Origin of the sequence: Mesorhizobium sp. L103C105A0, assembly GCF_000502215.1 — a bacterium.
Taxonomy (GTDB): Bacteria; Pseudomonadota; Alphaproteobacteria; order Rhizobiales; family Rhizobiaceae; genus Mesorhizobium.
In genome coordinates, this window is record NZ_AYXF01000008.1 from 39,803 (window position 1) to 62,301 (window position 22,499).

General features: G+C 62.4%; 20 protein-coding genes. 12 read left to right on the forward strand and 8 right to left on the reverse strand.

The window, feature by feature from the left end:
• Positions 1–74: 74 nt before the first annotated feature.
• Complete coding sequence (locus X727_RS143940) at positions 75–1,196, reverse strand: KamA family radical SAM protein (RefSeq protein WP_031204497.1); 1,122 nt, start codon at positions 1,194–1,196, stop codon at positions 75–77.
• Between the two features lie 201 nt (positions 1,197–1,397).
• Here X727_RS143940 and X727_RS143935 point away from each other — a divergent pair, with 201 nt between their 5' ends.
• The gene (locus X727_RS143935; RefSeq protein WP_023834736.1) at positions 1,398–3,044 is read left to right on the forward strand and encodes an acyl-CoA synthetase; all 1,647 of its coding nucleotides are present in this window, start codon (positions 1,398–1,400) and stop codon (positions 3,042–3,044) included.
• Positions 3,045–3,418: 374 nt separating this feature from the next.
• Here the strand turns inward: X727_RS143935 and X727_RS143930 are convergent, their stop codons facing one another.
• Complete coding sequence (locus X727_RS143930; RefSeq protein WP_023743626.1) at positions 3,419–4,393, reverse strand: IS5 family transposase; 975 nt, start codon at positions 4,391–4,393, stop codon at positions 3,419–3,421.
• Between the two features lie 151 nt (positions 4,394–4,544).
• On the opposite strand from X727_RS143930, the gene X727_RS143925 reads away from it, so the two are divergent.
• On the forward strand, positions 4,545–5,438 hold the full coding sequence (locus tag X727_RS143925; RefSeq protein WP_023834737.1) for a hypothetical protein: 894 nt from the start codon (positions 4,545–4,547) through the stop codon (positions 5,436–5,438).
• Between the two features lie 262 nt (positions 5,439–5,700).
• Positions 5,701–8,322, forward strand: a complete 2,622-nt coding sequence (locus X727_RS143920) for an EAL domain-containing protein (RefSeq protein ID WP_031204499.1) — start codon at positions 5,701–5,703, stop codon at positions 8,320–8,322.
• 45 nt (positions 8,323–8,367) lie between these two features.
• Here X727_RS143920 and X727_RS143915 read toward each other — a convergent pair whose 3' ends face one another.
• Both X727_RS143915 and X727_RS143910 read right to left on the reverse strand, forming a co-directional pair.
• Positions 8,368–9,990 carry an ABC-F family ATP-binding cassette domain-containing protein gene (locus X727_RS143915; protein WP_023689031.1) on the reverse strand — a complete coding sequence of 541 codons (1,623 nt, stop codon included), beginning with the start codon at positions 9,988–9,990 and terminating at the stop codon, positions 8,368–8,370.
• A gap of 378 nt (positions 9,991–10,368) precedes the next feature.
• On the reverse strand, positions 10,369–11,112 hold the full coding sequence (locus X727_RS143910; protein ID WP_023735473.1) for a 2OG-Fe(II) oxygenase: 744 nt from the start codon (positions 11,110–11,112) through the stop codon (positions 10,369–10,371).
• Between the two features lie 65 nt (positions 11,113–11,177).
• Here X727_RS143910 and X727_RS0134350 point away from each other — a divergent pair, with 65 nt between their 5' ends.
• On the forward strand, positions 11,178–11,636 hold the full coding sequence (locus X727_RS0134350) for a hypothetical protein (protein WP_050586866.1): 459 nt from the start codon (positions 11,178–11,180) through the stop codon (positions 11,634–11,636).
• 46 nt (positions 11,637–11,682) lie between these two features.
• On the opposite strand, the gene X727_RS143905 is transcribed toward X727_RS0134350, so the two are convergent.
• Together X727_RS143905 and X727_RS143900 are read right to left on the reverse strand one after the other, a co-directional pair.
• On the reverse strand, positions 11,683–12,222 hold the full coding sequence (locus tag X727_RS143905; RefSeq protein WP_023695530.1) for a hypothetical protein: 540 nt from the start codon (positions 12,220–12,222) through the stop codon (positions 11,683–11,685).
• Between the two features lie 45 nt (positions 12,223–12,267).
• Positions 12,268–12,690: an OsmC family protein gene (locus X727_RS143900; protein WP_023670326.1), complete on the reverse strand. Its 423-nt coding sequence runs from the start codon at positions 12,688–12,690 to the stop codon at positions 12,268–12,270.
• A 188-nt stretch (positions 12,691–12,878) separates the two neighbouring features.
• Between X727_RS143900 and X727_RS143895 the strand changes: the two genes are divergently transcribed.
• From X727_RS143895 to X727_RS143860, 8 genes are all read left to right on the forward strand, one after another.
• On the forward strand, positions 12,879–13,610 hold the full coding sequence (locus X727_RS143895) for a 3-keto-5-aminohexanoate cleavage protein (protein WP_050591312.1): 732 nt from the start codon (positions 12,879–12,881) through the stop codon (positions 13,608–13,610).
• Between the two features lie 464 nt (positions 13,611–14,074).
• Positions 14,075–14,824: an acyltransferase gene (locus tag X727_RS143890; protein ID WP_023834740.1), complete on the forward strand. Its 750-nt coding sequence runs from the start codon at positions 14,075–14,077 to the stop codon at positions 14,822–14,824.
• 319 nt (positions 14,825–15,143) lie between these two features.
• Positions 15,144–15,653 carry an Lrp/AsnC family transcriptional regulator gene (locus X727_RS143885; RefSeq protein ID WP_023670324.1) on the forward strand — a complete coding sequence of 170 codons (510 nt, stop codon included), beginning with the start codon at positions 15,144–15,146 and terminating at the stop codon, positions 15,651–15,653.
• A complete protein-coding gene (locus tag X727_RS143880) occupies positions 15,650–16,813 on the forward strand; it encodes a saccharopine dehydrogenase family protein (protein ID WP_023834741.1) in 1,164 nt (387 codons plus the stop codon). Before X727_RS143885 ends, X727_RS143880 begins: the two co-directional genes overlap by 4 nt.
• 108 nt (positions 16,814–16,921) lie before the next feature.
• Positions 16,922–17,710, forward strand: a complete 789-nt coding sequence (locus X727_RS143875; RefSeq protein WP_023684789.1) for an ABC transporter substrate-binding protein — start codon at positions 16,922–16,924, stop codon at positions 17,708–17,710.
• Positions 17,711–17,860: 150 nt separating this feature from the next.
• Positions 17,861–18,538, forward strand: a complete 678-nt coding sequence (locus X727_RS143870) for an amino acid ABC transporter permease (protein WP_023693902.1) — start codon at positions 17,861–17,863, stop codon at positions 18,536–18,538.
• Positions 18,535–19,209: an amino acid ABC transporter permease gene (locus X727_RS143865; RefSeq protein WP_023684787.1), complete on the forward strand. Its 675-nt coding sequence runs from the start codon at positions 18,535–18,537 to the stop codon at positions 19,207–19,209. Before X727_RS143870 ends, X727_RS143865 begins: the two co-directional genes overlap by 4 nt.
• A 70-nt stretch (positions 19,210–19,279) precedes the next feature.
• Entirely contained in the window at positions 19,280–20,008 is a 729-nt protein-coding gene (locus tag X727_RS143860) for an amino acid ABC transporter ATP-binding protein (RefSeq protein WP_023670319.1), read from the forward strand.
• A 208-nt stretch (positions 20,009–20,216) separates the two neighbouring features.
• On the opposite strand, the gene X727_RS143855 is transcribed toward X727_RS143860, so the two are convergent.
• Positions 20,217–21,284, reverse strand: coding sequence for a cyclic nucleotide-gated potassium channel (locus tag X727_RS143855; protein ID WP_023684786.1), 1,068 nt, complete (start codon positions 21,282–21,284; stop codon positions 20,217–20,219).
• 144 nt (positions 21,285–21,428) lie between these two features.
• Positions 21,429–22,499 (reverse strand): adenylate/guanylate cyclase domain-containing protein, encoded by a 1,071-nt coding sequence (locus X727_RS143850; protein ID WP_023693905.1) that lies wholly within the window; start codon positions 22,497–22,499, stop codon positions 21,429–21,431.

Sequence of the window (22,499 nt, forward strand, 5' to 3'; positions counted from 1 at the left end):
GGCGAGAGTTTGGTGCGATGGTCATCCCGATCGACAATGTGACGGCGGCGGTCATCGTCGCCGCTGCGCCCTGCCTACACCACGACGTCCCGATACAGCCTCACCTCGCCGTCCTGGCCGCGGATGCGCCAATCCTGCCCGTCCCGTCCTTCGATATGACACGGCCCGAGCGGCACCTTGCCGCCGCCTTCCGGCAGGTCCAGCACATAGACGGGATTGCAGATGCCCGACAGGCGGGCGCGCAGCGCGCCGGCCAGCGCCTGTCCCTGCGCAATCGTGGTGCGCCTGTGCGCCATGCCGCGCGCGAGGTCGCCATGGTGCAGGTAATAGGGTTTGACGCCGAGCCGGTACATCAGTTCGCGGCAGAGTTCCTCCAGCACCTCGACCGTGTCGTTGACGCCCTTGAGCAGGACACTCTGGTTGAGCAGCACGAAGCCTGCCTGGCGCATGACGCGGCAGGCCAATTCGGTGGCCGGCGTGATCTCCCGCGCATGGTTGAAATGGGTGACGACGGTGACCATCAGCCGGCCCTGCAAGGCGCCAACCAGCCCCGGCGTGATGCGCGCGGGCAGCACGACAGGCACGCGTGTGTGGATACGCAGCAGCCTCACATGCGCGATCGTCTCGATACGGGCGCGGATTTCGGCCAGCGCCTTGTCCGGCAGCGAAAGCGGATCGCCGCCGGTCAGGATCACTTCGCGGATTTCGGTATGGCCTTCGATATAGGCAAAAGCCTCTTCGAGCGCTTCTCGCGTATAGCCGCGGCCGATCGAGGTCAGGGATTCCTTGCGGAAGCAGAAACGGCAATAGACCGCGCATTGGTAGGTCGCAAACAACAGCACCCGGTCGGCGTGGCGGTGCGTCAGTCGCGGCACCGGACTGAAGGCATGGTCGGCGATCGGATCGTCGAGCTCGCCTTCCGTTTCCGTCAGCTCATCCGGCGATGGAATGACCTGGGCGCGGATCGGATCGGCGGGATCGTTCCAGTCGATCAGGTCGAGATAGGTTTTGGGGGCACGCACCTTGTGGCGTACGGCCGCCTCCTGCGCCGCCGCGCGCTCGGCGGGTGACAGCGGCAGGGAGGCGAGATCGCGGACGTGGCGCACGCCCGCGCGGATGTCGTTTTGCCAGGCGGTGTCGGCATCGCGTCCTTCGTCGGCGATGGCCGCGTCATCGAAAGTTGAGTCTGGGGTCATTGGGGCCTCGGGGCAATTCTGGCGGTGCTATCGGCCGGATGGACGGTTCGGTCAACTCCAGTGGCTCAGCGCGGATTGTCGCTGCGCTGCGGTCCTTCGCATCCCCCGACTATCGCCGTAATCGACCAGCGCAGCAATTTCAGGCAATCTCACCGATAAGGCGCTCCAAGGGGAGATGGGCGCCGCCTAGGGAGGATCGCCATGAGCAAAATGCCGCGCTATGAGGATGCCGTTCAGCGCTTTCGCATCGAAGATGAGATCGCGCGGTTGTATGGCAACCCTGGAACCGGCATCAATGCCTATGTCGAATGCTGCGGCCGCTACACCGGAGAAGACCGGCTGGCGCTGCGCGCGATCTCGGCCGGCGGCGAGCTTCGCGAATTCAGCTTCGACGATCTCGCCGACATGTCGGGGCGCGCCGCCAATGTGCTCAAGGCCGCCGGCGTCGGTGCCGGCGATGTCGTCGCCGGCATGCTGCCGCGCGTCCCCGAACTGGTGGCGCTGATCCTCGGGACGTGGCGCATCGGCGCGGTCTACCAGCCGCTGTTCACCGCCTTCGGTCCGAAAGCCATCGAGCACCGCCTCGGCTATAGCGGCGCCAAGATCGTGGTGACCAACCCGGCCAATCGCGGCAAGCTCGACGAGGTCGAGACATCAGCGCAAATCGCCACCATCCTTGGCAATGGCGATGTGCTGCCTGCAGGCGACATCGATTTCCGCGCCGCGCTTGGCACCGCCTCGCCCGACTGCCAGCCGGTGATGCGCAAGGGCGACGATTTGTTCATGATGATGTCGACGTCGGGAACGACCGGCCTGCCCAAGGGCGTGCCGGTGCCGCTTCGCGCCCTGCTCGCCTTCGGCGCCTATATGCGCGACGCGATCGGCTTGCTGCCCGACGACATCTTCTGGAATATCGCCGATCCCGGCTGGGCCTACGGCCTCTATTACGCCATCACCGGCCCGTTGCAGCTCGGCATCGCCACGACCTTCTATGAAGGCGCCTTCAACGCCAAGAGCACTTACGACATCATCGAGCGGCTCGGCGTCACCAGCCTTGCCGGCTCGCCGACCGCCTATCGCCTGCTGATGGCGGAAGGCGCGGAAGCTGCGGCCCGTGTCAAAGGCAGACTGCGCGTGGTGAGCAGCGCCGGCGAGCCGCTCAACCCGGAAGTCATCCGCTGGTTCGACGCAAATCTCGCCGCGCCCATTCACGACCATTACGGCCAGACCGAGAACGGCATGATGGTCAACAACCATCATGGGCTCTCGCATGTCGTGCGCGCGGGCTCGGCCGGCTTCGCAATGCCCGGATATCGCATGGTGGTATTGGACGAGGCCGGCAACGAGCTCGGCCCCAACCAGCCCGGCATCCTCGCCGTCGACATCGCGAAGTCGCCGCTGCGCTGGTTCGACGGCTATCACCAAGCCGAGACGCCAGCGATCACGGGCGGCTACTACCGCACCGGCGACACGGTGGAGTACGAGCCGGACGGTTCGGTCTCCTTCATCGGCCGCGCCGACGATGTCATCACTTCGGCCGGCTATCGCATCGGCCCGTTCGACGTCGAAAGCGCGCTGATCGAGCATCCGGCGGTCAACGAGGCGGCTGTCGTCGGCGTGCCCGATCCGCAGCGCACCGAGATCGTCAAGGCCTTCGTCGTTCTGGCGCCGGCTTACAAGGGCAATTCGGAGCTCGCCGAAGAGCTGGCCCAGCACGTCAAGAAACGGCTGTCGGCGCACGCCTACCCGCGCGAGGTCGAGTTCATCACGGAACTGCCGAAGACCCCAAGCGGCAAGATCCAGCGCTTCCTGCTGAGGAAGGCGGAGGTGGAGAAGCGCAACGCGTGATTAGGCGCCAATCTCCCCCCTCGAGGGGGAGATGTCGCCGAAGGCGACAGAGGGGGNTGGGGCGGTGAGTAACGCAGGGCGCTAGCGATCTCCTCCCCCCTCGAGGGGGAGATGTCGCCGAAGGCGACAGAGGGGGTCGTTGCGCGTGAAGCGCTAACGTCGTCTCGCGCTGCAAAAGGAGTCAGCGCTTCACGCGCGGCGACCCCCCTCTGGCCTGCCGGCCATCTCCCCCTCAAGGGGCCCGTTGCGTTATAGGCTTTGGGCGTGGAGAGAGACGGCAAGGGCAATGCGAGGGGGTTTCCGGCGCTGGTTTGTGGCCAGATGGGGTAGGAGTTGGCGTATTCGGCGGATTTCGGGCGCAGTGCGACCCTAGATCAGGTCGCCAGCGTCACCCAGCGACGCATGTTGAAGGCCATGGCGGCAATGAGAACCTGTCCTGCCGCCTTGGCCAGACCGCGATAGCGGATGGCGCAAAGTCGCATGCGGTTCTTCAAGGTGGCGAAGGTCGTCTCGACGGCAAAACGTTGCCGGGCGATCAGTTGGTTGAACTGCTTCAGGCGCGCCGGCAGGCGCGGATGATGCTTGTTGGCCCGCCGCATCAGCCGCGGCTTGATCCCGCGCTGCCTCAGCGACAGCTCGCGCGCTTTGGTGTGATAGGCCGCATCCGCCAGCACCGCGCCTTCGTCGCCACAGATCAGATGATCCGCCTCGACCGTGTCGTTGACGTTGGCTGCTGTCGTTCTCACCCGGCGGATCAGACCAGAACCCTGGTCGACGCCGACATGGGCCTTGTAGCCGTAGGAGGAGCCAGGCTTGCCCTGCCGGCGTGTAAAGCCGGCATCGGGATCGCCGGCATCGCCCGCTTCGTGCGCGGCCCCACTGGGCGGCCGTGCCGCCGCCGTCTCGATCACCGTGGCATCGAGCATCGTGCCGCGCCGCAGGATCAGCCCGGCCTTGTCCAGTTGATGGTCCAGTTCGCCAAACAGCTTCTCCAGAAGCCCGGCCTCCACGAGAAGATTGCGAAAGCGGTTGAGCGTGGTGTGGTCGGGCACCGTCTCCTCGAGCGTCAGTCCAACGAAGCGGCGGAACGACAGCCGATCGGCGAGCGCCTCCTCCAGTTCGTTGTCCGACAGCCCATACAAGGATTGCAGCAGAAGCGCCTTGAACATCACCAGCGAATTGTACGCAGGCCGCCCCGGCCCAGTTGGCGAGCGCAGCCGCGCCAGGATCTTCTCGAAGCGATACCACTTCACCAGAGACGACAGCCGGTCCAGTCGTCCGCTCCGACCAAGACCCTGCGGCAGCAGAGCCTCTACAAAACTGAACTGACCGCTCGGCTTTGTCGTCATCGCAAAATCCCCGTTTCAAAAACAGGGAATCACATCCACCCAATTTTGCAACAGTCCCTCAAGGGGAGAGATCTGCAGCTCCAACGCCGTCTTTTTTCAGCCCAATGTTGTCATGTATCCTTGGAATCGAACGTAGAGCAGGGTTTATATCATGCGGTGGGTCTGGACGTTTCTGTTTGCGCTGGTGAGCAGCGTGGCTTTCGCGGCCTCGCCGGAGGACGACTATGTCGCCGCGCGTGACAAGGCGATGGCTGATATCGCGGCGCTGAACAGCGCGAACGCGGCAATCGAGACCATCGACGCTGAGAACGAGAAGGCGCTGGCCGACCTCCAGCAGCGTCTTGCCGGCATCATCGGTCCGCTGGCGGTCAAGGACTTTCCCCCAACCGGCACAATCAATATCGAAAGCCTCAGCGACTCCGATATCGGCTATGGCATGCTCGATGGACTGCGATACACCAAGGACGACGACGGGCCCAGCCTGGTGGCAACGACGCGAGGGCTGCTGGAGCGCTGGCTCCAGTCCAGAACCGCCGAGACCGACGAAAGTTTCAAACTGCCCGCCGGCATCGATGAGGCGCTTAAGCTCGATGCCTTCTACACCCAGGCGATCAACAGCGACGCCGCCTTCGAGGGAACGCTCGACTTTCCATTGAAGAAGCCCGAGGGCGCCGACATCGCCTTCGCACGGCTCGGCGGCTGGACGCAGGACGTCGGGCCGATCTACGAGCAGGAAGTCGTCGTTACGCTCGTCAAAGGCAACAGCGTGAGAATTATCGCAGCGCCGGCAGCCCCTGCAGTTCCGAAGATCGCCGCCTGCGACGCCGTGTGGGCTGCTGCGGACGCCGCCGCGCAGAAATTCCAGGAGGCCTACCAGGCATCGGACCTGAAGGACGAAAAAGCGTTCGATTCCTCCAACGCCGCCTGGGACAAGGGCGACAGCGACTACCGGGCCTGCATGGCGCAGCGCCTGCCGGCTGACCCGGCTTTCCCGGCGCTGCTCGCCCAGGCGCAGGCGCTGGCCGATCAAATGGCTGGGAAGTAAGCCTCCCGCAAGGGCCCGCGCAGCAAGATCAGGCGGCTTGTTGCAATCTGAGGCGAATATGACTTCGCTGCTGGGTTGCAGAACTCTGCAACCTGGCGTCCTACTTTCGGACACTCATTCAGATTTCGGCTGGACCCTGGCAGCCAAAAGCTTACCGTTTGTTCTCGGATTCGTCTCGAAGCTCAAATTTAAGCTTTAGCTACTATGGTCGACCGAAGGACTACTGTCCTGGAAAGGTCTTCGGATCGAGTTGGCAGGCGCAATGCTCAATTCCGGCCGGTTGAAACGGGCCGTTTTTTCTTCCGCCAACTTGCCGGCGGCGATTGCCTTTGTCGTGCTTCTCATCTGCGCCCTGGTTGCCGACCAGAGGAACAGAGAGGTCTCCGATCAGCTGGCGCGCGCCGACGTCCTGGCCAAGGTCAACATCATACGCGCCAAGCTCGAAGGCAACATAGGCGGCAATCTCCAGCTGGTTCAGGGTCTCGTTTCGACAATCGTTACCGAGCCCTATATGGGCCAGCAAAGATTTGCGGCGCTCGCCCGCAATCTGTTCGAGCAAAAATCGCAGTTACGCGATATTGCCGGCGCCCCCGACCTCGTCATCGCGCTGATATATCCGCTGGAAGGCAATGAAAAAGCCATCGGGCTGGACTACCGCAAGAGCGATACGCAACGCATGGCCGCGCTTCGCGCCCGTGACCAGCGCGCGCTTGTGCTCGCCGGGCCGGTCAAACTGGCGCAAGGCGGACGTGGCTTCATCGGCCGTATCCCGGTCTTCGTGCCGACGGCGGGTGGCGGCGACCGTTTTTGGGGTATCGTCTCGGCCGTGATCGATGTCGATCGGCTCTACGCTGCCAGCGGACTGACCGACCCTGATCTGGATATCGATGTGGCGCTTATCGGCAAGGATGCGCTCGGCGGCGGCGGGGAACTGTTCTTCGGCGGCGATAATGTCGTGTCCGGCAATCCGGTGATGGCAGAGGTGCAATTGCCTTCAGGCTCCTGGCAAATTTCAGCCATACCGAAGGGCGGCTGGCCGACCGCTCCGAAAAATGAGTGGCTGTTGCGTCTGCTCATGGCGCTTGCCGGCGCGCTGGTGGTGCTGCCGATCCTCGTGGCAGGACGTCTTTTCGGTGAGCGGCAGAAAAGTGACGCCGAGTTGAGGCGCCTGTCCCGGCGGCTGGAGCTGGCGTTGGAAGCCTCTGCTATAGGCGTGTGGGAGCACGATACCGTCAGCAACGAACTCGTATGGGACGACCGCATCAACGAAATCTATGGCAAACCCGGCGGCGGCAAGACCCGTAGCTATGACGACTGGGCGCTGGCGATCCATCCCCAAGACTTCGAACGGGCTAAAGCAGATTTCGATTCGGCTGTTGCAACACAAGGCCCCTACTCTTCGCAGTATCGGCTCCTGCGGCCGGACGGCACCATTCGCCATGTGCGCACCCGCGCCAGTTTCTTCCGGGACATCGACGGCACGCCAAAAATGATCGGCGCCGAATGGGATGTGACAGGCGACGTGCTGCTCAACGAGAATCTCGTGCGTGAACGTCGCCTTTCAGAATCGAAAAATGCCGAACTGAACCTGGCCAAAGCCCGCATCGAGCATGTCGCGATGCATGATTCGCTGACCGGTCTGCCCAACCGTCGGTATCTGGACGAGATGCTTGCCGAAAACCGCGAAGCCGACGGCCGTGCGGCGTTGCTGCATCTCGACCTTGACCGGTTCAAGCAGATCAACGACACGCTCGGCCATGCAGCGGGCGATGCATTGCTGGTGCATGCTTCGAAAGTCATCAAGGCCAGCGTCGGCAGTGCCGATTTCGTTGCGCGCATCGGCGGCGACGAGTTTGTCGTGCTGAGCCATGGACGCGACGACAAGGAACTCGCCGCGCTGGCCGACCACATTATCGATGCGATGCGCCAGCCGGTCGACTATCTGGGTCACCAGTGCCGGTTCGGCGTCAGCATCGGCATTGCGGCCAATAGCGGCGTCGATGCAAGGCAGTTGCTTGTCAATGCCGATCTGGCGCTGTACCGGGCGAAAGGCCGCGGCCGCAACCGCTACGAGTTTTTCAACGAAGAGCTGCAGAGCGAGATCGTGCGGACCAAGCAGACCGCCGACGAGATTCTGGGCGGGCTCGAGCGGAACGAATTCATCGTCTACTATCAGCCGCAGTTCGACGCCAAGACGCTGGAGATCGTCGGCGTCGAGGCGCTGTCGCGTTGGGATCATCCGCAACGCGGCATGCTGACCCCCGACGCCTACATCAAGGTGGCTGAAGAACTTAATGTCGTGGCGCTTATCGACCGCACCGTCCTGGAGCAGGCGCTCGATAATTTTGAGCGTTGGTCGCGCAGCCACCTCAACATCCCGCGCGTCTCGGTCAACGTTTCCGCACGGCGCCTGGAAGACAGGGACCTGATCAAGGGTTTGCGCAAGCTTCCGATCAAGGAAGGGACCGTGTCGTTCGAACTGGTGGAGTCGATTTTCCTCGACGAAAACGACGAGCTGGTCAGCTGGAACATCGAACACATCAAGGGGCTCGGCATCGACGTCGAGATCGACGATTTCGGCACCGGGCATGCCTCGATCGTCTCGCTGTTGAAGTTGCGGCCCCGTCGCCTCAAGATCGACCGCCAGCTGGTCACCCCCATCACCAGCTCAACCGCACAGCGGCAGCTTGTGTCGTCCATCATCGACATCGGCAAGTCGCTCGGGATCGAAGTGATCGCCGAGGGCGTCGAGACGATGGAGCACGCGCGCATCCTGAAAGAGCTTGGCTGCGACATCCTGCAAGGCTTCCTGTTCGGCTACCCGATGGATGCCAAAGCCTTCAAGGCCTTCGCGCAGTCGCGCAAATGGCTGGCGGCGAGCTGACAAATCCTGGCTTTGCTGGACGCAAATGCGGACGCAGGACCTGCGTCAGGTCCGCAGCCCCGGCGCCTCGTGCCCGGTCCTCTCCACATATTCGGTATAGCCGCCGCCATAGGTGTGGATGCCTTCTGGCGTCAGTTCCAGCACGCGGTTGGAGAGTGCGGCCAGGAAATGGCGGTCGTGCGAGACGAACAGCATGGTGCCTTCGTATTGCGACAGCGCCGTGATCAGCATCTCCTTGGTCGCGATGTCGAGGTGGTTGGTCGGCTCGTCGAGCACCAGAAGATTGGGCGGATCGAACAGCATCAGCGCCATCACCAGGCGCGCCTTTTCGCCGCCTGACAGAACCCGGCATTTCTTCTCGATCTCGTCGCCGGAAAAGCCGAAGCAGCCGGCGAGTGCCCTGAGCGGCGCCTGGCCGGCTTGCGGAAACGCGTCCTCCAGCGTCTGGAACACGGTGCGTTCGCCCTCCAACACCTCCATGGCGTGCTGGGCGAAATAGCCCATTTTCACACTCGGCCCCCGAGCAACTGTGCCGGCATCCGGGTCAGACGCGCCGGCCACCAGCTTCAGCAGTGTCGACTTGCCGGCGCCGTTGACGCCCATGATGCACCAGCGCTCGCGGCGGCGGACCTGGAAGTCCAGCCCCTCATAGATCGAGCGGCTGCCATAGCCCTTGTGGACGTTCTTCAGCGTCACGACATCCTCGCCGCAGCGCGGCGCCGGCTGAAAATCGAAATTCACGATCTGACGGCGCTTGGGCGGCTCGACACGATCGATCTTGTCGAGCTTCTTCACCCGGCTCTGCACCTGGGCGGCGTGTGACGCCCGCGCCTTGAAGCGCTCGATGAAAGCGATCTCCTTGGCCAGCATGGCCTGCTGGCGCTCGAACTGCGCCTGCTGCTGCTTGTCGGCGATCGCCCGCTGCTGCTGGTAGAATTCGTAATTGCCGGAATAGGCGGTGAGCGAACCGGCGTCGATCTCGACCACCTTGTTGACGATGCGGTTCATGAACTCGCGGTCGTGCGAGGTCATCAGCAGCGCGCCCTCATAACCTTTCAGGAACTGCTCCAGCCAGATCAGGCTTTCGAGATCGAGATGGTTGGACGGTTCGTCGAGCAGCATGACATCGGGCCGCATCAACAGGATGCGGGCCAGCGCCACGCGCATCTTCCAGCCGCCGGACAGTTTGCCGACATCGCCGTCCATCATTTCCTGGCTGAAGCCCAGGCCGTCCAGCACTTCGCGGGCGCGGCCATCGAGCGCATAGCCGTCGAGTTCCTCGAAACGGTGCTGCGCCTCGCCATATTTCTCGATGATCTCATCCATCCGGTCGGCCTGCTCGGGATCGGCCATGGCCGCCTCGAGTTCGGCCATTTCGGCCGCCACGTCGCTGACCGGCCCGGCGCCGTTCATCACTTCGGCCACAGCACTGTGGCCGGCCATGTCGCCGACATCCTGGCTGAAATAGCCGATGGTGACGCCGCGATCGACCTGCACCTGGCCCTCGTCGGGCTGCTCCTGGCCGGTAATCATGCGAAACAAAGTCGTCTTGCCGGCGCCGTTCGGACCGACAAGGCCGATCTTCTCGCCCTTCTGTAGCGAGGCCGAGGCCTCGATGAAGACAAGCTGGCGGCCGTTCTGTTTGCTGATGCTTTCAAGACGGATCATGCGACTGGAAGAACCTTGGAGGATTTTCCCCGGCCCTTACGCGATCGGCCGCGCCAGAGGAAGCGCCCATTTGACGCCGCGCGCAAAAGCCGCTGCGGTCCGCACCTCCAGAATGCAAAACAGCCCGCCGCGCGATTTTGCGCAACGGGCTGTTTTTGAACCAGCTTCTGTACTCAGTTCGGTGCGGGCACTTCCGCTTCTATTGACGGCACCTGCTGGGCGGCGAGCGAGGCGAGCTTGCCCCGTCTGACGAGTGTCGGCTTCTCATAGGATCGTTTCATAAATGCCCCTCTCTTACACAAGCGGAGACTGTTCCGCCGAACTCGCCATGTCAATAAGCAGCGGTAGTGAGGTGCTTTGGCTGTGTCCGACGAATTGTCACTTCGCGTCGTGGAAAATGATCCCCACCGTATGCCGCCGTCCCGAGCGCAGGCGGCTGACGCCGTGCCGGAGATTGACGCGGTAGTGCCCTTTCGTACCTTGCACCGGGCGATTGTGGACAGCAAAGATCACTGCATCGCCCCGGGTCAGCGGCACCACTTCGGCACGGCTTTGCATGCGCGGGCGCTGCTCGGTCAGCACGAATTCGCCGCCGGCGAAATCCTCGCCTGGCTGCGACAACAGGATTGCGACCTGCAGCGGAAAAGCGAGGTCGCCATAGAGGTCCTGATGGAGGCAGTTAAAGTCGCCGGGGCCATACTGGAGGAGAAGCGGCGTCGGCCGCGTTTGGCCGCTTTCGTGGCAAAGCTGGAGGAAGGCGGCGTGGTCATCGGGATAGCGCTGTGCCACGCCCATGCGTTCGTTCCAGTCGTTGGCGACGCCGGCCAGCCTCGGATAGAGCGCGGTGCGCAGGCCACCGACCAGATCCGGCAGCGGATAGCGGAAATAGCGGTACTCGCCCTTGCCGAAGCCATGGCGGGCCATCACCACATGGCTGCGGAAATGGTCCTCATGCGGATAGAGACCGGCGATCTCGGTGCACTCCTCGGGTGAAAGCAGCGCCGGCATGACGGTGCTGCCGTGGCTGTTCAGTTCGCCGACCAGAGCACTCCAGTCCTGCGCTGCGATGCGCGCTTCGGCCGAATGGGCTGCGCGTTTGGTGCTTATCGAATGGATGGTCATGGATGCCTCCTTTGCTTGCGGTCAAAGTGGGGCGAACGAGGCGCCTGGGCCACCCGATTCCTGCGATGAACATTGTCATCTGCTGCCGGCAGCGATTAACTGTGTACATGCATCTTTCGATCGAACCGCTAAATGGCGTCAAAGGGCTTCCTCTCGGATCGTCTAAGGCGACTGTCAGATCCTTCTTTTCAGGAGAGCTCAAGGTCTTCCGGCGGAGCCCAACCAGCGTTCCGGCCGACTATTGGCCGGACCTTGGAGTATTCGCCTATTACAAGGCCGATGGCGCACTCGAAGCGCTGGAATTCACCTCGCCTGCGATCTTGGAACTGGGTGGCGCGTCGCTGTTTCCGATTTCCATGGAGGTTGCGCTGAGGTTCTTGAGACAAACCGACCCCAATGTGAAGGTCGAGATCGATAGCGCGATTTCGAATGCTCTCGGCATCAGCATCTGGACAGCCATAGGAAAAGAAGCGGACTCCCAGGTGGAAACACTTTTGCTGTTTGGAGCCGGCTACTACGGCTGATCCTTCCGGGCGATATCCACTGCAGATCGACTGCGTATCGATCGCATCAGACCGGATCGGCACCCTTGCGGCGATACGCCTCCAACTCAGGGTCCAGATCGACCCTCACCGCGTTTGTGAACAGGCAGGTCGCCACCATGATGCCGGCGAAGGCGACGAGGTTGACCAGCAGTGTGTCGTCGTAGCTAGCCTTGAGTGCCGCCCAGACATCGTCGGGAACGGCGTTGGTATCGGCAGCGACTGCCTTGCCGAATTCGATCAGCAAAGCTTCTTCAGCGCTGGGCTCGATCGCCTCGGGATCAAGACCGCTGTCGATCAGCGCGCGGCGGAAGAAGGTAAGCGGTATCTCGGCGCGGCATCTCTCGGAGATCGCCAGCGACAACAGCCAGACAGCGCGGTCGTCGAGTGCGGGCTTGAGCAGATCGCGCAGGGTGAACCATTCGGCATAGATGCGGTGGGCCGCCGGTGAATGCAGCAGGATGCGCTTCATGTTGGTCATGCGCCCGCGCAGGCCAAGCTCCCTGTCGTGCTCGGCGCGGATGTCTTGCGATGCCGAGGCGTAGTCGATCGGCGGGATCATGGCCATGGGACGGTCCTTGGTTGGGTGGTAGCGAGGCATTCTGCGACACCCTCACCCAAGCGTCGTATGCAATTGCGGCGCGGCGCGCAGCGTGTTGGACACCGTGCAGATCGCTTCGGCGTCCTCGACGATCCGCTGCTTGGTCGCAGCGTCGAGATCGCCTGAGATGTCGAGCCTGATGTTGAGCCTTTCGACGCGCGACGGCTCGTCCTTGGCCTTCTCGCCGCTGACCTCGGCGCGCACCTCGCCAAGCGCGGCGGCAACCCCGAGGCGGGAGGCGGCGATGCGCGCACTCAGCACCATGCAGGCGGCGAGCGAGGCGTAGAGCAGGTCGAGCGGATTGAAGCCCGGCGCGCTGACGCCGGTGACGACATCGACTGCACCGCCGGTCGGAGTGGTGATGGAAGGCAAGCCGCCGGGCTGCAGCGTCGCCGTCGCGCCGGTGACGCGGGTTCTGACCTTCAACTCAGCCATCGCAAATCCTTCTGGCCGGCAGTCCGGCAAAGGGGTAAGGATCGCCCGTGGCGTGTCCTGTCCCGCTATATGGTATGTCCTGGGCCGATACCGCAACCTCCGCAGAAGCGGCACCCTGTCAGCAGTCTTCACTGCGCCCGTTTCCTCTCCACCCTGCTCTTTGCTAGGCTCGCGCGATCCGCAACAGGATCGCGAGANGTGTTGGAGACGCTGAAGGAGACCGGCGCGCTGCCGATTTTCACCCCACACTGCCGCTCGACTCCGACGCTATGGCGCGCGACGGGGCGGCTTCGATTGCCGCGGGCGCAGCTGAGCTGCATGTCCATGCCCGCAGCGCGGACCGCCGCGAGAGCCTTGCGCCGGCAGCGATGGATCCGACCATCGCAGGGCTGCGCCGTGCCTGCCCCGGTACGCTGATCGGCGTCTCCACCGGCGCCTGGATCGAGAATGACGATACAAGCACGCTGGTCGCCATCGCCGGCTGGCGCGAATTGCCGGACTATGCCTCGGTCAATCTCAGCGAGGCGGCCGCGCCTATCGTCATGGAGAGCCTGCGGCAGCGCGGCATCGGCATCGAGGCGGGTCTGGCGTCGGTCGCCGACGCCGAGCGGCTGGTCGGCCTCGACCATGGCGGGCGCGTGCTGCGCGTGCTGATCGAGATTTCCGAGCAGACGCTAGACGGGGCTTTTGCGGTCGCCGACGGCATCGAACAGGTCCTGGAGCGCGCCGGCATTCGCCGTGCCATCCTGCTGCATGGCGAGAACGCGACGGTGTGGCCGTTCGTGCGCCGTGCCGCGGATCGCGACTGGTCGACGCGCGTCGGGCTGGAGGATGGGAAGCATCTGCCGGATGGCACGGTTGCGGCCGGCAATGCCGCGCTGACGGCGGCAGCGGTGGCGATCTTCCAGACCGGGCGATAGCGCATACAAGCAGCGCGCCAAGGCATCGCCGAGACGATGGCGATCGCAAGGCCCGGGCCGCGAAAGTCGGTGAAAGCTATTCAAATTTTATGTATTATTAAACCGGCAGTTAATCGTCGCATCAACGATCTCATCCGTGTTAATATTCTCCGGCATCGGGGACATTTTTTAATGAACGTCATTCCGGATAATGATCACGCTGCGCCGCGTTGGATTCAACAATATACATCGATACAGACCCTGCGGGGGCTAGCAGCCCTAATGGTTGTTATCTATCATCTTCCGGCCGCACTAGGCGTGCTCGATTTGCCTATTCCCATTCTAAACAGCGGCGTCGACCTGTTTTTCGTCATCAGCGGTTTCGTCATGGTTCTCTCGACGGAGAACAGACATCGCGACCACCGTGCTTTTTTGATGCAGCGGTTCACGCGCGTCGTTCCGTTCTATTGGGTCAGACCTTCCTCATGGTCGCCGCACTTTGGCTGTTTGCCGGTCGTGGAGTGTCCTTTGAGCAGATTACCAATAGCCTGCTTTTCGTGCCCTATCTCGATACGGCCACAGGCTATGTCCAGCCAGTGCTTGGCGTGGGTTGGACGCTCAATCTGGAAATCCTGTTTTACATTCTGTTCGCGGCGACTATGGGTTTTGGTGCGCTGACGCAAATGGCCACGATTGGCGTTGTCTTTGCAATCGCCGTAGCCGCACGCATTATCTTCAAACCCGCCGCCGACACTGTGCTGTTTTTCTATACCACGCCAATCCTGTTTGAGTTCCTTGCCGGCATGGCTGTCGGCCATCTGGTCGGCAGACTGGTGCGTTTGCCCGCTTTCCTGGGTGCCTCGGCTGTCGGGTTCGCTATTGTGTCCACACTGGTGATGGTACTTGGCTTCAACTTGCCGCGAACCCTTGCTCAAGGTATCCCGGCGCTGATCCTTGTCGCGGGTTGCATCAGCCTGGAGAGCTACTTCCGACTTTTTGCTCCTCGCGTGCTGGCAAGGCTGGGAGATGCTTCCTACTCTCTCTATCTGACCCATCCTATCGTGCTGCTCGCGATCGCTCCTGTCGTTGCAACCGCCAATGTGTCACCATGGCTTGCAAGCATAGCTATTGTCACCGCTTGCATCGCCGTGTCCCTGGCGAGTTATAGTTTTATCGAAAGGCCGCTTTTGGCCATGTCGCGAATGAGCCTCTCCGCTTATCAGGTGAAGGCGTGAGTTGCGGCTACGCCGCAGCTCGGTCGGCCTGCCATTCGGGTGCGTTGCTCACTACGACCTACCGTCGCGTTCAAGCGACCACGGCCGCGGCAAGATCGTCTTCGAACTCCGTCACCTAGTGCTGTCGCGCACATCCTCGACTGCCCCAAAATGTGCAGCGGTTTTGGGACGACATGCATCCTGTCTTGCCTGAACGCACACGGGAACTGGCACAGAGGGATGACATAGCTCTTGCTGCTGTTAAAAATTTCCCATAAGGTATTTTTCATATCCGAAAGAAAATCCCATCGTTTCTTTCCCTTTATGAAAGCCTTGCCTTTTGCGTGAGCATCTCGATCAAACCGATCGACGGCTGGTAAAGCTGTTGTCGCAAGATGCCCAGCCCGGCATCAACCGGCTCGCCGAGACGATGGCGATCTCGGTGCCGACGGTGCGCTCAAGGTTGCGCAATCTGCTCGACCGCAACCTCTTGAAGATCGTCGGGCTGCTCAATCTGACCGAACGCCCCGAGTTGATCTCGGCCATTGTCGGCATCAACGCTCAGGGACGTGGCCGCGCCCGGGAACTGGCGCAGCGCATTGCCGAACTGCCTTTCGTCAACTCGGCCTCGGTGGTTACCGGGCGCTTCGACATCATCGTCGACGTGACCGTCGCCGGCGATGTCGCCGACCTCTACCGCATCACCAGCGAGCTGATTCCGGGCGCCGGCATTCCCGGGGAAGTCGTGCGCAGCGAAACCTTCGTCGTCATGGCTTCATGCAACAAATGGGTCAGCCTTCCCGAAGGCTGCTGGTCGGAAGAAACACCGTCACGCAAGGAGCCGGCATGAGAATAGCTGTTCTCGGCGGCCTCGGCCTGCAGGGACGGGCGGCCATCGCCGATCTCGTCGCCAGCGCCGGTGTCGAGGAAGTCGTCTGCGTCGATACGTCGGCTGACGGCCCTGCCCGGCTTGCCGGGCTGACCGACCTTTCCCGCGTGCGTTTCGTCATGCCCGAGGGCGCGATCGGTCCGGCGCTTGCCACCGTGCTGGCGGATGTCGACGCCGCCATCGATCTGTTGCCGCAGCCATTGATGCGCGAGGCGGTGCAGGCCGCGATCGCAGCGCGCACGCCGCTGGTCACTACCAATTACGGCAAGGCGATTGCCGATCTGGCGCCGGAGGCTGAACAGGCCGGCGTTTCGATCATGACCGAATGTGGGCTCGATCCCGGCATCGACCTCGTGCTCTATGCGCGCGCCGCAAAGCAGTTCTCTACGATCTCCTCGATCGATTCCTATTGCGGCGGCATCCCCGAACCGAAGGCGATGGCGAAGCCGCTTTGCTACAAGGTAAGCTGGAATTTCGACATGGTTCTGGTCAGCCAGAACCGCGACAGCGTGATGATCGAGCATGGCAAGCGCGTCGAAGTGCCGGCCGGCCGACAGCACGACAATGCCTTCATCCACGAGATCGAGGTCGCGGGCCTCGGCCGGCTGGAAGCTTTCCCCAATGGCGACGCTCTGCACTATGTCGAGATGCTGGCAGCCGCCAAGGGATTGCAACGCTCGGGCCGCTATACGCTGCGCTGGCCGGGATGGTCGGCGTTCTGGGCGCCGCTGAAGGAACTCGGCTTCCTCTCCGAAGACAAGGTGCCCGGCACCGGCGCCAGCCCACGCGAATTTCTCGGCCGTCTGCTCGGCCCGCAACTGCAATATGGCGCCGACGAGAAGGACCTTTGCGTGATGCGCAATGTCTTTTCCGGTCTCGAAGGCGGCCGCGCCAAAACGGTGACGTCGGACCTGATCATCGAACGCGACCTGGCATCAGGCCTGTTCGGCATGAGCCTTGGCGTCGGCTATCCCGCCAGCATCGTGGCGCAGATGCTGGCGCGGCGCGAGATCGCCACACCAGGGCTTTTGAACCCGCTGCTGCATGTGCCGGACGGGCCGTTCTTCGACGAGCTGGCCAGGCGTGGCATCAAGGTTGCCGAGACGGTGGCCTGGGACTGAGGATTTTCGAACGGTGGCTGCCGCCGGCAAACGGTGCCGCCGCTCAAAAAACACCCAAAAGGGTGGAATAACAAAGTGGAACAACAACGATAACAGGAGGAATGCCAAATGAAGATTGCCAAGCTTTTCATCGCCGGACTTGCGCTTGCGGGCCTGACCGCTGCTGCCAGTGCCGGAACGCTCGACGAGATCACCAAGCGCGGCGAACTGCGCGTCGCGGTACAGACGCAAGGACCTCCCTTCTCGCTGGTCGGCGCGGCCGGCGAGCGCACCGGCAGTTCGGTCGAACTCGCCGAACTGATGGCCAAGGAAATGGGCGTCAAGATCACCTTCCTCGACTATGATTGGGACGGGCTGATCCCGGCGCTGCTTTCGGGCAAGGCCGACCTGCTCGTCGCCGACATGACGCCGACGCTGGCGCGCGGCATGAAGGTCGCCTTCACCACACCTTACATGTATACGGGCAGCACCGTCTTCACCAAGGCCGACAGCAAGTTCAAGACAACCGAGGACTGCAAGGCCAAGGGCACCAAGATCGCCGTGCTGTTGGGCGCCACCGGCGAAAAGGAAGCCAAGAACGCCTTCCCGGATGCCGACATCAAGAGCTACAAGGGCGGCGGCCCGCTGCTGCTCGACGCAGTCAACAACGGCCAGGCCGATTGCGGCGTCAACGACGTCTCGGCGGTCAAGGGTCAGTCGACAGCCTATCCCGCCGGCACCTTCACCATCATGCCGGACCTGTTGTCGAAGGAGCCGCTTGCCTTCGCCACCCGCTACGACGAGCCGGACCTGTTGATCTGGATGAACCTGTTCCTCAACCAGGTCAGCATCGACGGCCGCCTGCAGAAGAACCTCGACTACTGGGTCAATTCCGACGCCTGGAAGAAGGATCACTAAGCAGAGGTAAGCAGGGAGTAGTGAGTAGTGAGTAGGAAGTAGTGAATGGTGAATGGTGAATGGTGAATGGTGAATGGCCATTCCGGACGCTACTCACTACTCACTACTCACTACTCACTACTGCCCATTCACCATTCACCATTCACCGCCATGCTCGAAAATTTCAGCTTCCGCACCATCATCGAATATCTGCCTTTGTTCGGGCAGGGTCTGATCACGACCGTGTGGCTGTCGGCGCTGTCCTTTGCGGGCGCGCTGGCCGTCGGCATCGTGCTCGCCGCCATGAACCTGCAGCGCGGCCAGCTGTTTCGCGTGCTGGCCAAGGGCTATATCGATGCCGTGCGCGCCACGCCGTTGCTGGCGCAGCTCTACTTCCTCTATTTCGGCCTGCCGCGTCTCGGCTTCGTCCTGCCCGAGCTGGTCGTCGGCATCATCGCTCTGTCGCTGAACAGCGGCGCCTATGTCGCGGAAATCATCCGCGCCGGCATCCTGTCGATCCCGCGCGGCCAGGTCGAGGCCGGCGTCGCCTCGGGGATGACCTATGTCCAGCGCATGCGCCTGGTCATCCTGCCGCAAGCCTTCAAGGTGACGATCCCGCCGCTGCTCGGCCAGGCGATCGTGCTGGTCAAGGATTCCGCGCTTTTGTCGCTGATCTCGGTTTCCGAACTGACGCGCGCCGGCCAGTTGCTGGCGTCCGACCGCTTCATGCCGGCGGAAGGTTTCATCACCATCGCCGCCTTCTATCTGCTGCTCTATTACGGCCTCAAAGGACTGGCGGGGCTGTCCAGTCGCTGGCTCGGTCTGCAGCCGGCAAGGAGCAGCACATGATCTGGCAACAGCTGCAAAGCCTGGCCGGCAGCTACCCCCTCGCCTTGCGCGGCCTTGGCATGACCGTGATGCTGTCGGCGATCAGCCTGGTGCTGGGCACGCTGCTTGGCTTCGGCCTCGGCATATTGCGCACCGGCGGCAACCGGCTGATCTCGAGCGTGATCGGGGCCTGGGTCGACCTGATCCGCGGCACGCCGTTCCTGGTGCAGATCTTTCTGATCTTCTTCATCCTGCCGGAATTCGGCATCGAGCTCGATGCCTTCACCGCCGGCATCATCGCGCTCACCAACCTCGCCGCGTGCTTCATCTGCGAGATCGTCGCCGCCGGCATCCGCTCGGTGCCGACCGGCCAGGTTGAGGCAGCTCTGGCGTCCGGCCTGTCGCGCTGGCAACGCATGCGCCAGGTGGTGCTGCCGCAGGCGATGCGCATCGTGCTGCCGCCGCTGGTCGGGCAATATGTACTGTTGATCAAGGATTCTTCCGTCGTCTCGGCGATCGGGCTGACCGACCTCACCCGCGTCGGCTGGCTGGTGGTGCAGCGTGTGCCCAACGGCCTGCTGGTCTTCTTCCTGGTCGGCGTCGGCTATTTCGTCGTCTGCTATCCGCTGATCATGCTCGCCCGCCGGCTGGAGCGCCGCATGGGCGCGGCGCATGGCGAGGTGCAGCTGTGACATCGAACCCAAAGGGCTGACCGCCATGACCAATCCAAGCCCGACCAAGACAAACCTGACCAAAACGGGCATGATCGACTTTCGCGGCGTCAACAAATGGTTCGGCTCGCTCAATGTGCTGAAGGACATCACGCTCAGCGTCGAGCCGCGCGAAGTGGTCGTCGTCTGCGGCCCAAGTGGTTCGGGCAAGTCGACGCTGATCCGCTGCATCAACGGCCTGGAAGCGATCAAGGATGGCGACCTCGTCGTCGACGGCCAGCGCCTCGGCGACCCCGCCACCAACATGACGCAGCTGCGCACCGAGATCGGCTTCGTCTTCCAGTCGTTCAACCTCTACCCGCACAAGACGGCGCTGGAAAACGTCACGCTGGCGCCGATCCATGTGCGCAAGATCCCCCGCGCCGAGGCCGAGCAGGCCGGGCGCGACTTGCTGGCCAAGGTCGGCCTCGCCGACAAGGTCAACGCCTACCCGTCACAGCTGTCCGGCGGCCAGCAGCAGCGTGTGGCCATCGCGCGCTGCCTCGGCATGCGCCCCAAGATCATGCTGTTTGACGAACCGACCTCGGCGCTCGATCCCGAGATGATTTCCGAAGTGCTCGACGTCATGGTCGCGGTGGCCGAGGAAGGCATGACCATGATGGTGGTAACGCACGAAATGGGCTTTGCCCGCAAGGTGGCGCAGCGCGTGGTGTTCATGGACGCCGGCGCCATCGTCGAAAGCGGCACGCCGGAGGCGTTTTTCTCCGACCCGAAGACCGACCGCAGCCGGGCTTTTCTAAGCAAGATTCTAAGGCATTAGAGTTTAGCCAAAGCCGGTCGTCCGAAAGGCCGCGGGGCAGGAACTGTCGACGCATAGCGCCAAACAACGAGCCGCCGGTAGAGTGGATCGGCTACGTTTAGGTCTCCGGCTACGCCTCTGGGACCTTCCACGTGCCGTCCAGAACCTTCGCGCGTGGTCGATAGAGCCGTACCATCCAGTTCCAGCCGGGCCACCATCGGCTGTACGGTCAAGCCACCGGCGCCGCGCCGCGCCGCTCGAGCGCGGTCCTGCGGATGATTTCCGCGATTTCCGGGCTACTGCTGCACAGCATCTGGAAATCCGCCGCGTGCAGCGACAGGAGTGAGACAGAAGTCGCGGCAGTGACGGTCGCCATACGCGGTTCGCCGCTGATCAGCGCCATCTCGCCGAAGAAGGCGCCAGGGCCAAGCTCCACCGGGTTGGGCGTCGCGACGCTGACGCGGCCCTCCACGACGAAGAACATCCGATCACCGGTCTCGCCACTGCGGCAGATCACGGCGCCCGCCGGCACCGTGCGAGGCCTTAACGCGCGCACGATCTCGACCAGCGTGGCCGGGCCAAGCTTCTGAAACAACGGAACGCCGGCAATCAATTGCCAATTGCGGACGAAATCCTCGCGACGGACTTCTTGATAAAAGCCGGAGGCAAGAATGCCGGCCCAGAGCCCGAAGATGCCGATGCCACACATCATGACAGCCCCGGCAAGGACGCGGCCGGCGAAGCTTTGCGGAATGTCGTCGCCATAGCCGGTAGTGGACAGCGTGACCACCGCCCACCACATTGTCTCGGGGATGCTGCCGAACTTTTCCGGTTGGACGTCGCGCTCGATGACATAGGCCGCGAGTGCGACACCGAACAGAACCAGGCCGAAGACCGTGGTGACGCCGACCAGGTTGCGCGCTTCGTTGGCCAGAACCCTGCCAAGCAGCGGGAAGAAGGTCGAGTCGCGCAGCGGCTTCAGCAGCCAGACAGCACAGTAGAGGCTCCGGTCGGGCGTGCCGTCGAGCAGAAATGCGGCGACTGGAACCAAAACCGCGAGCACATCGATCGCGATTGCCGGCGTCCTGTCCCTGAGGTCTCCCGCCCAGCGCTTGAGCAGGGTCTCGGCCATCTGCAGAAGATAGGCGGCCCAAATGACAGCAAGCACGGCAGCCAGAGCCAGTCTGCTTCGTCCGGACATGTTCGGCATCGTGAGCGCAGCCACCGCCAGAAGCCCAGGCGCAGCGAGCACCGCATTTAGCGGTGCGTAGATTCTCAGAAAAGGCAGTACCGACATTCTATCCCACCAGCGGCCACTGTGCTCCAGAATAGAGGCCTTCCGGGCAAGCGCAAAGGGTGCTTTGCGATCGCAAGATCAGGTCACGCCAATGGCTTTCGGGCGCCGCTATCGGCGCTCCACGGTCGCACCGCAGGCGACGGATCAGCTCGGGAGCCGCCACATTCGCACGCGACCCGCACCGCGCAATTCCGTTTCCTCGAGTGGGTCGCAAGCAAATTTCGGTCCAAGCAGTTGGCAAGTTGCATCGGAAATACGGATTTCATCGGGCTCCGCGGACGTTTGAATACGTGAGGCGAGATTAACGGTCTCACCCCACAGGTCATAGGCGAACCGCCTCTTGCCTATGACGCCGGCGACGATCGGTCCTGAGTGAATTCCAATTCTCAGCCTTATCGGCTCTCCTGCGAAGCGTTCCCGCTTGACCGCTTTGCGCAGCTCAATCGCATAGCGCGTGAGGGCCTTTGCATGATCGGATCGCGCCGTGGGCAGGCCGGCGACCACCATCACACAATCGCCAATTGTTTTGATCTTTTCGCAGCCGTATCGCTCAGAGAGCCGATCCGCCGCCTTGAAGAAGTAGTTTAAAATAGCGAGCGTCGTCACCGCTCCGACGCTGCGCGCTCGTTCCGTAAAACCGACGATGTCGGCAAAAAGCACACTCACCTCTGCGTGGTTGTCGGCAATTTTCTTTTGCGCTTTCAATCGCTCCGCGATCGAGGCCGGGAGAATGTTGAGGAGCAGGTTTTCGGCGCGCTGATATTCACGCGCCAATCCCTCCTGGCTCTTCCTCAACGCCTCGTTCGTCGATTGCAATTTTTCGTTGAGTTGACGCTCCCTCTCTTGCAGGAGCGTCATTTCATAGGCCTTCTGTTGAAGCCGCTGCCTGTTGTCTCGTTCGGCAGTGGCGTCCAGAAAAAGCAGCCACACGAACGCATTGTCAGCAAAAAAATGGAGGTCGGCGACACGCCCGCCGGGCAGTTCAACCATGTCCATGCGAAACGGAAGCTCCGGGCAAGGCAGCAAACCCTCCATGAATTCAAGCTGCTCGGCAACAGGCTTGCCGATGCGAAGTGATGACAGCCCGTAATGTTCAACATTGCCGCCCTTGGCAGCTATGCAAAGCTCAGGGTCGATTTTCAGATAAGCGACAGCGTGCCCGTCGAAGAAGAAATTGAAAAACCAATTTCTGACTTCTTTTGGCAATTCATGCAT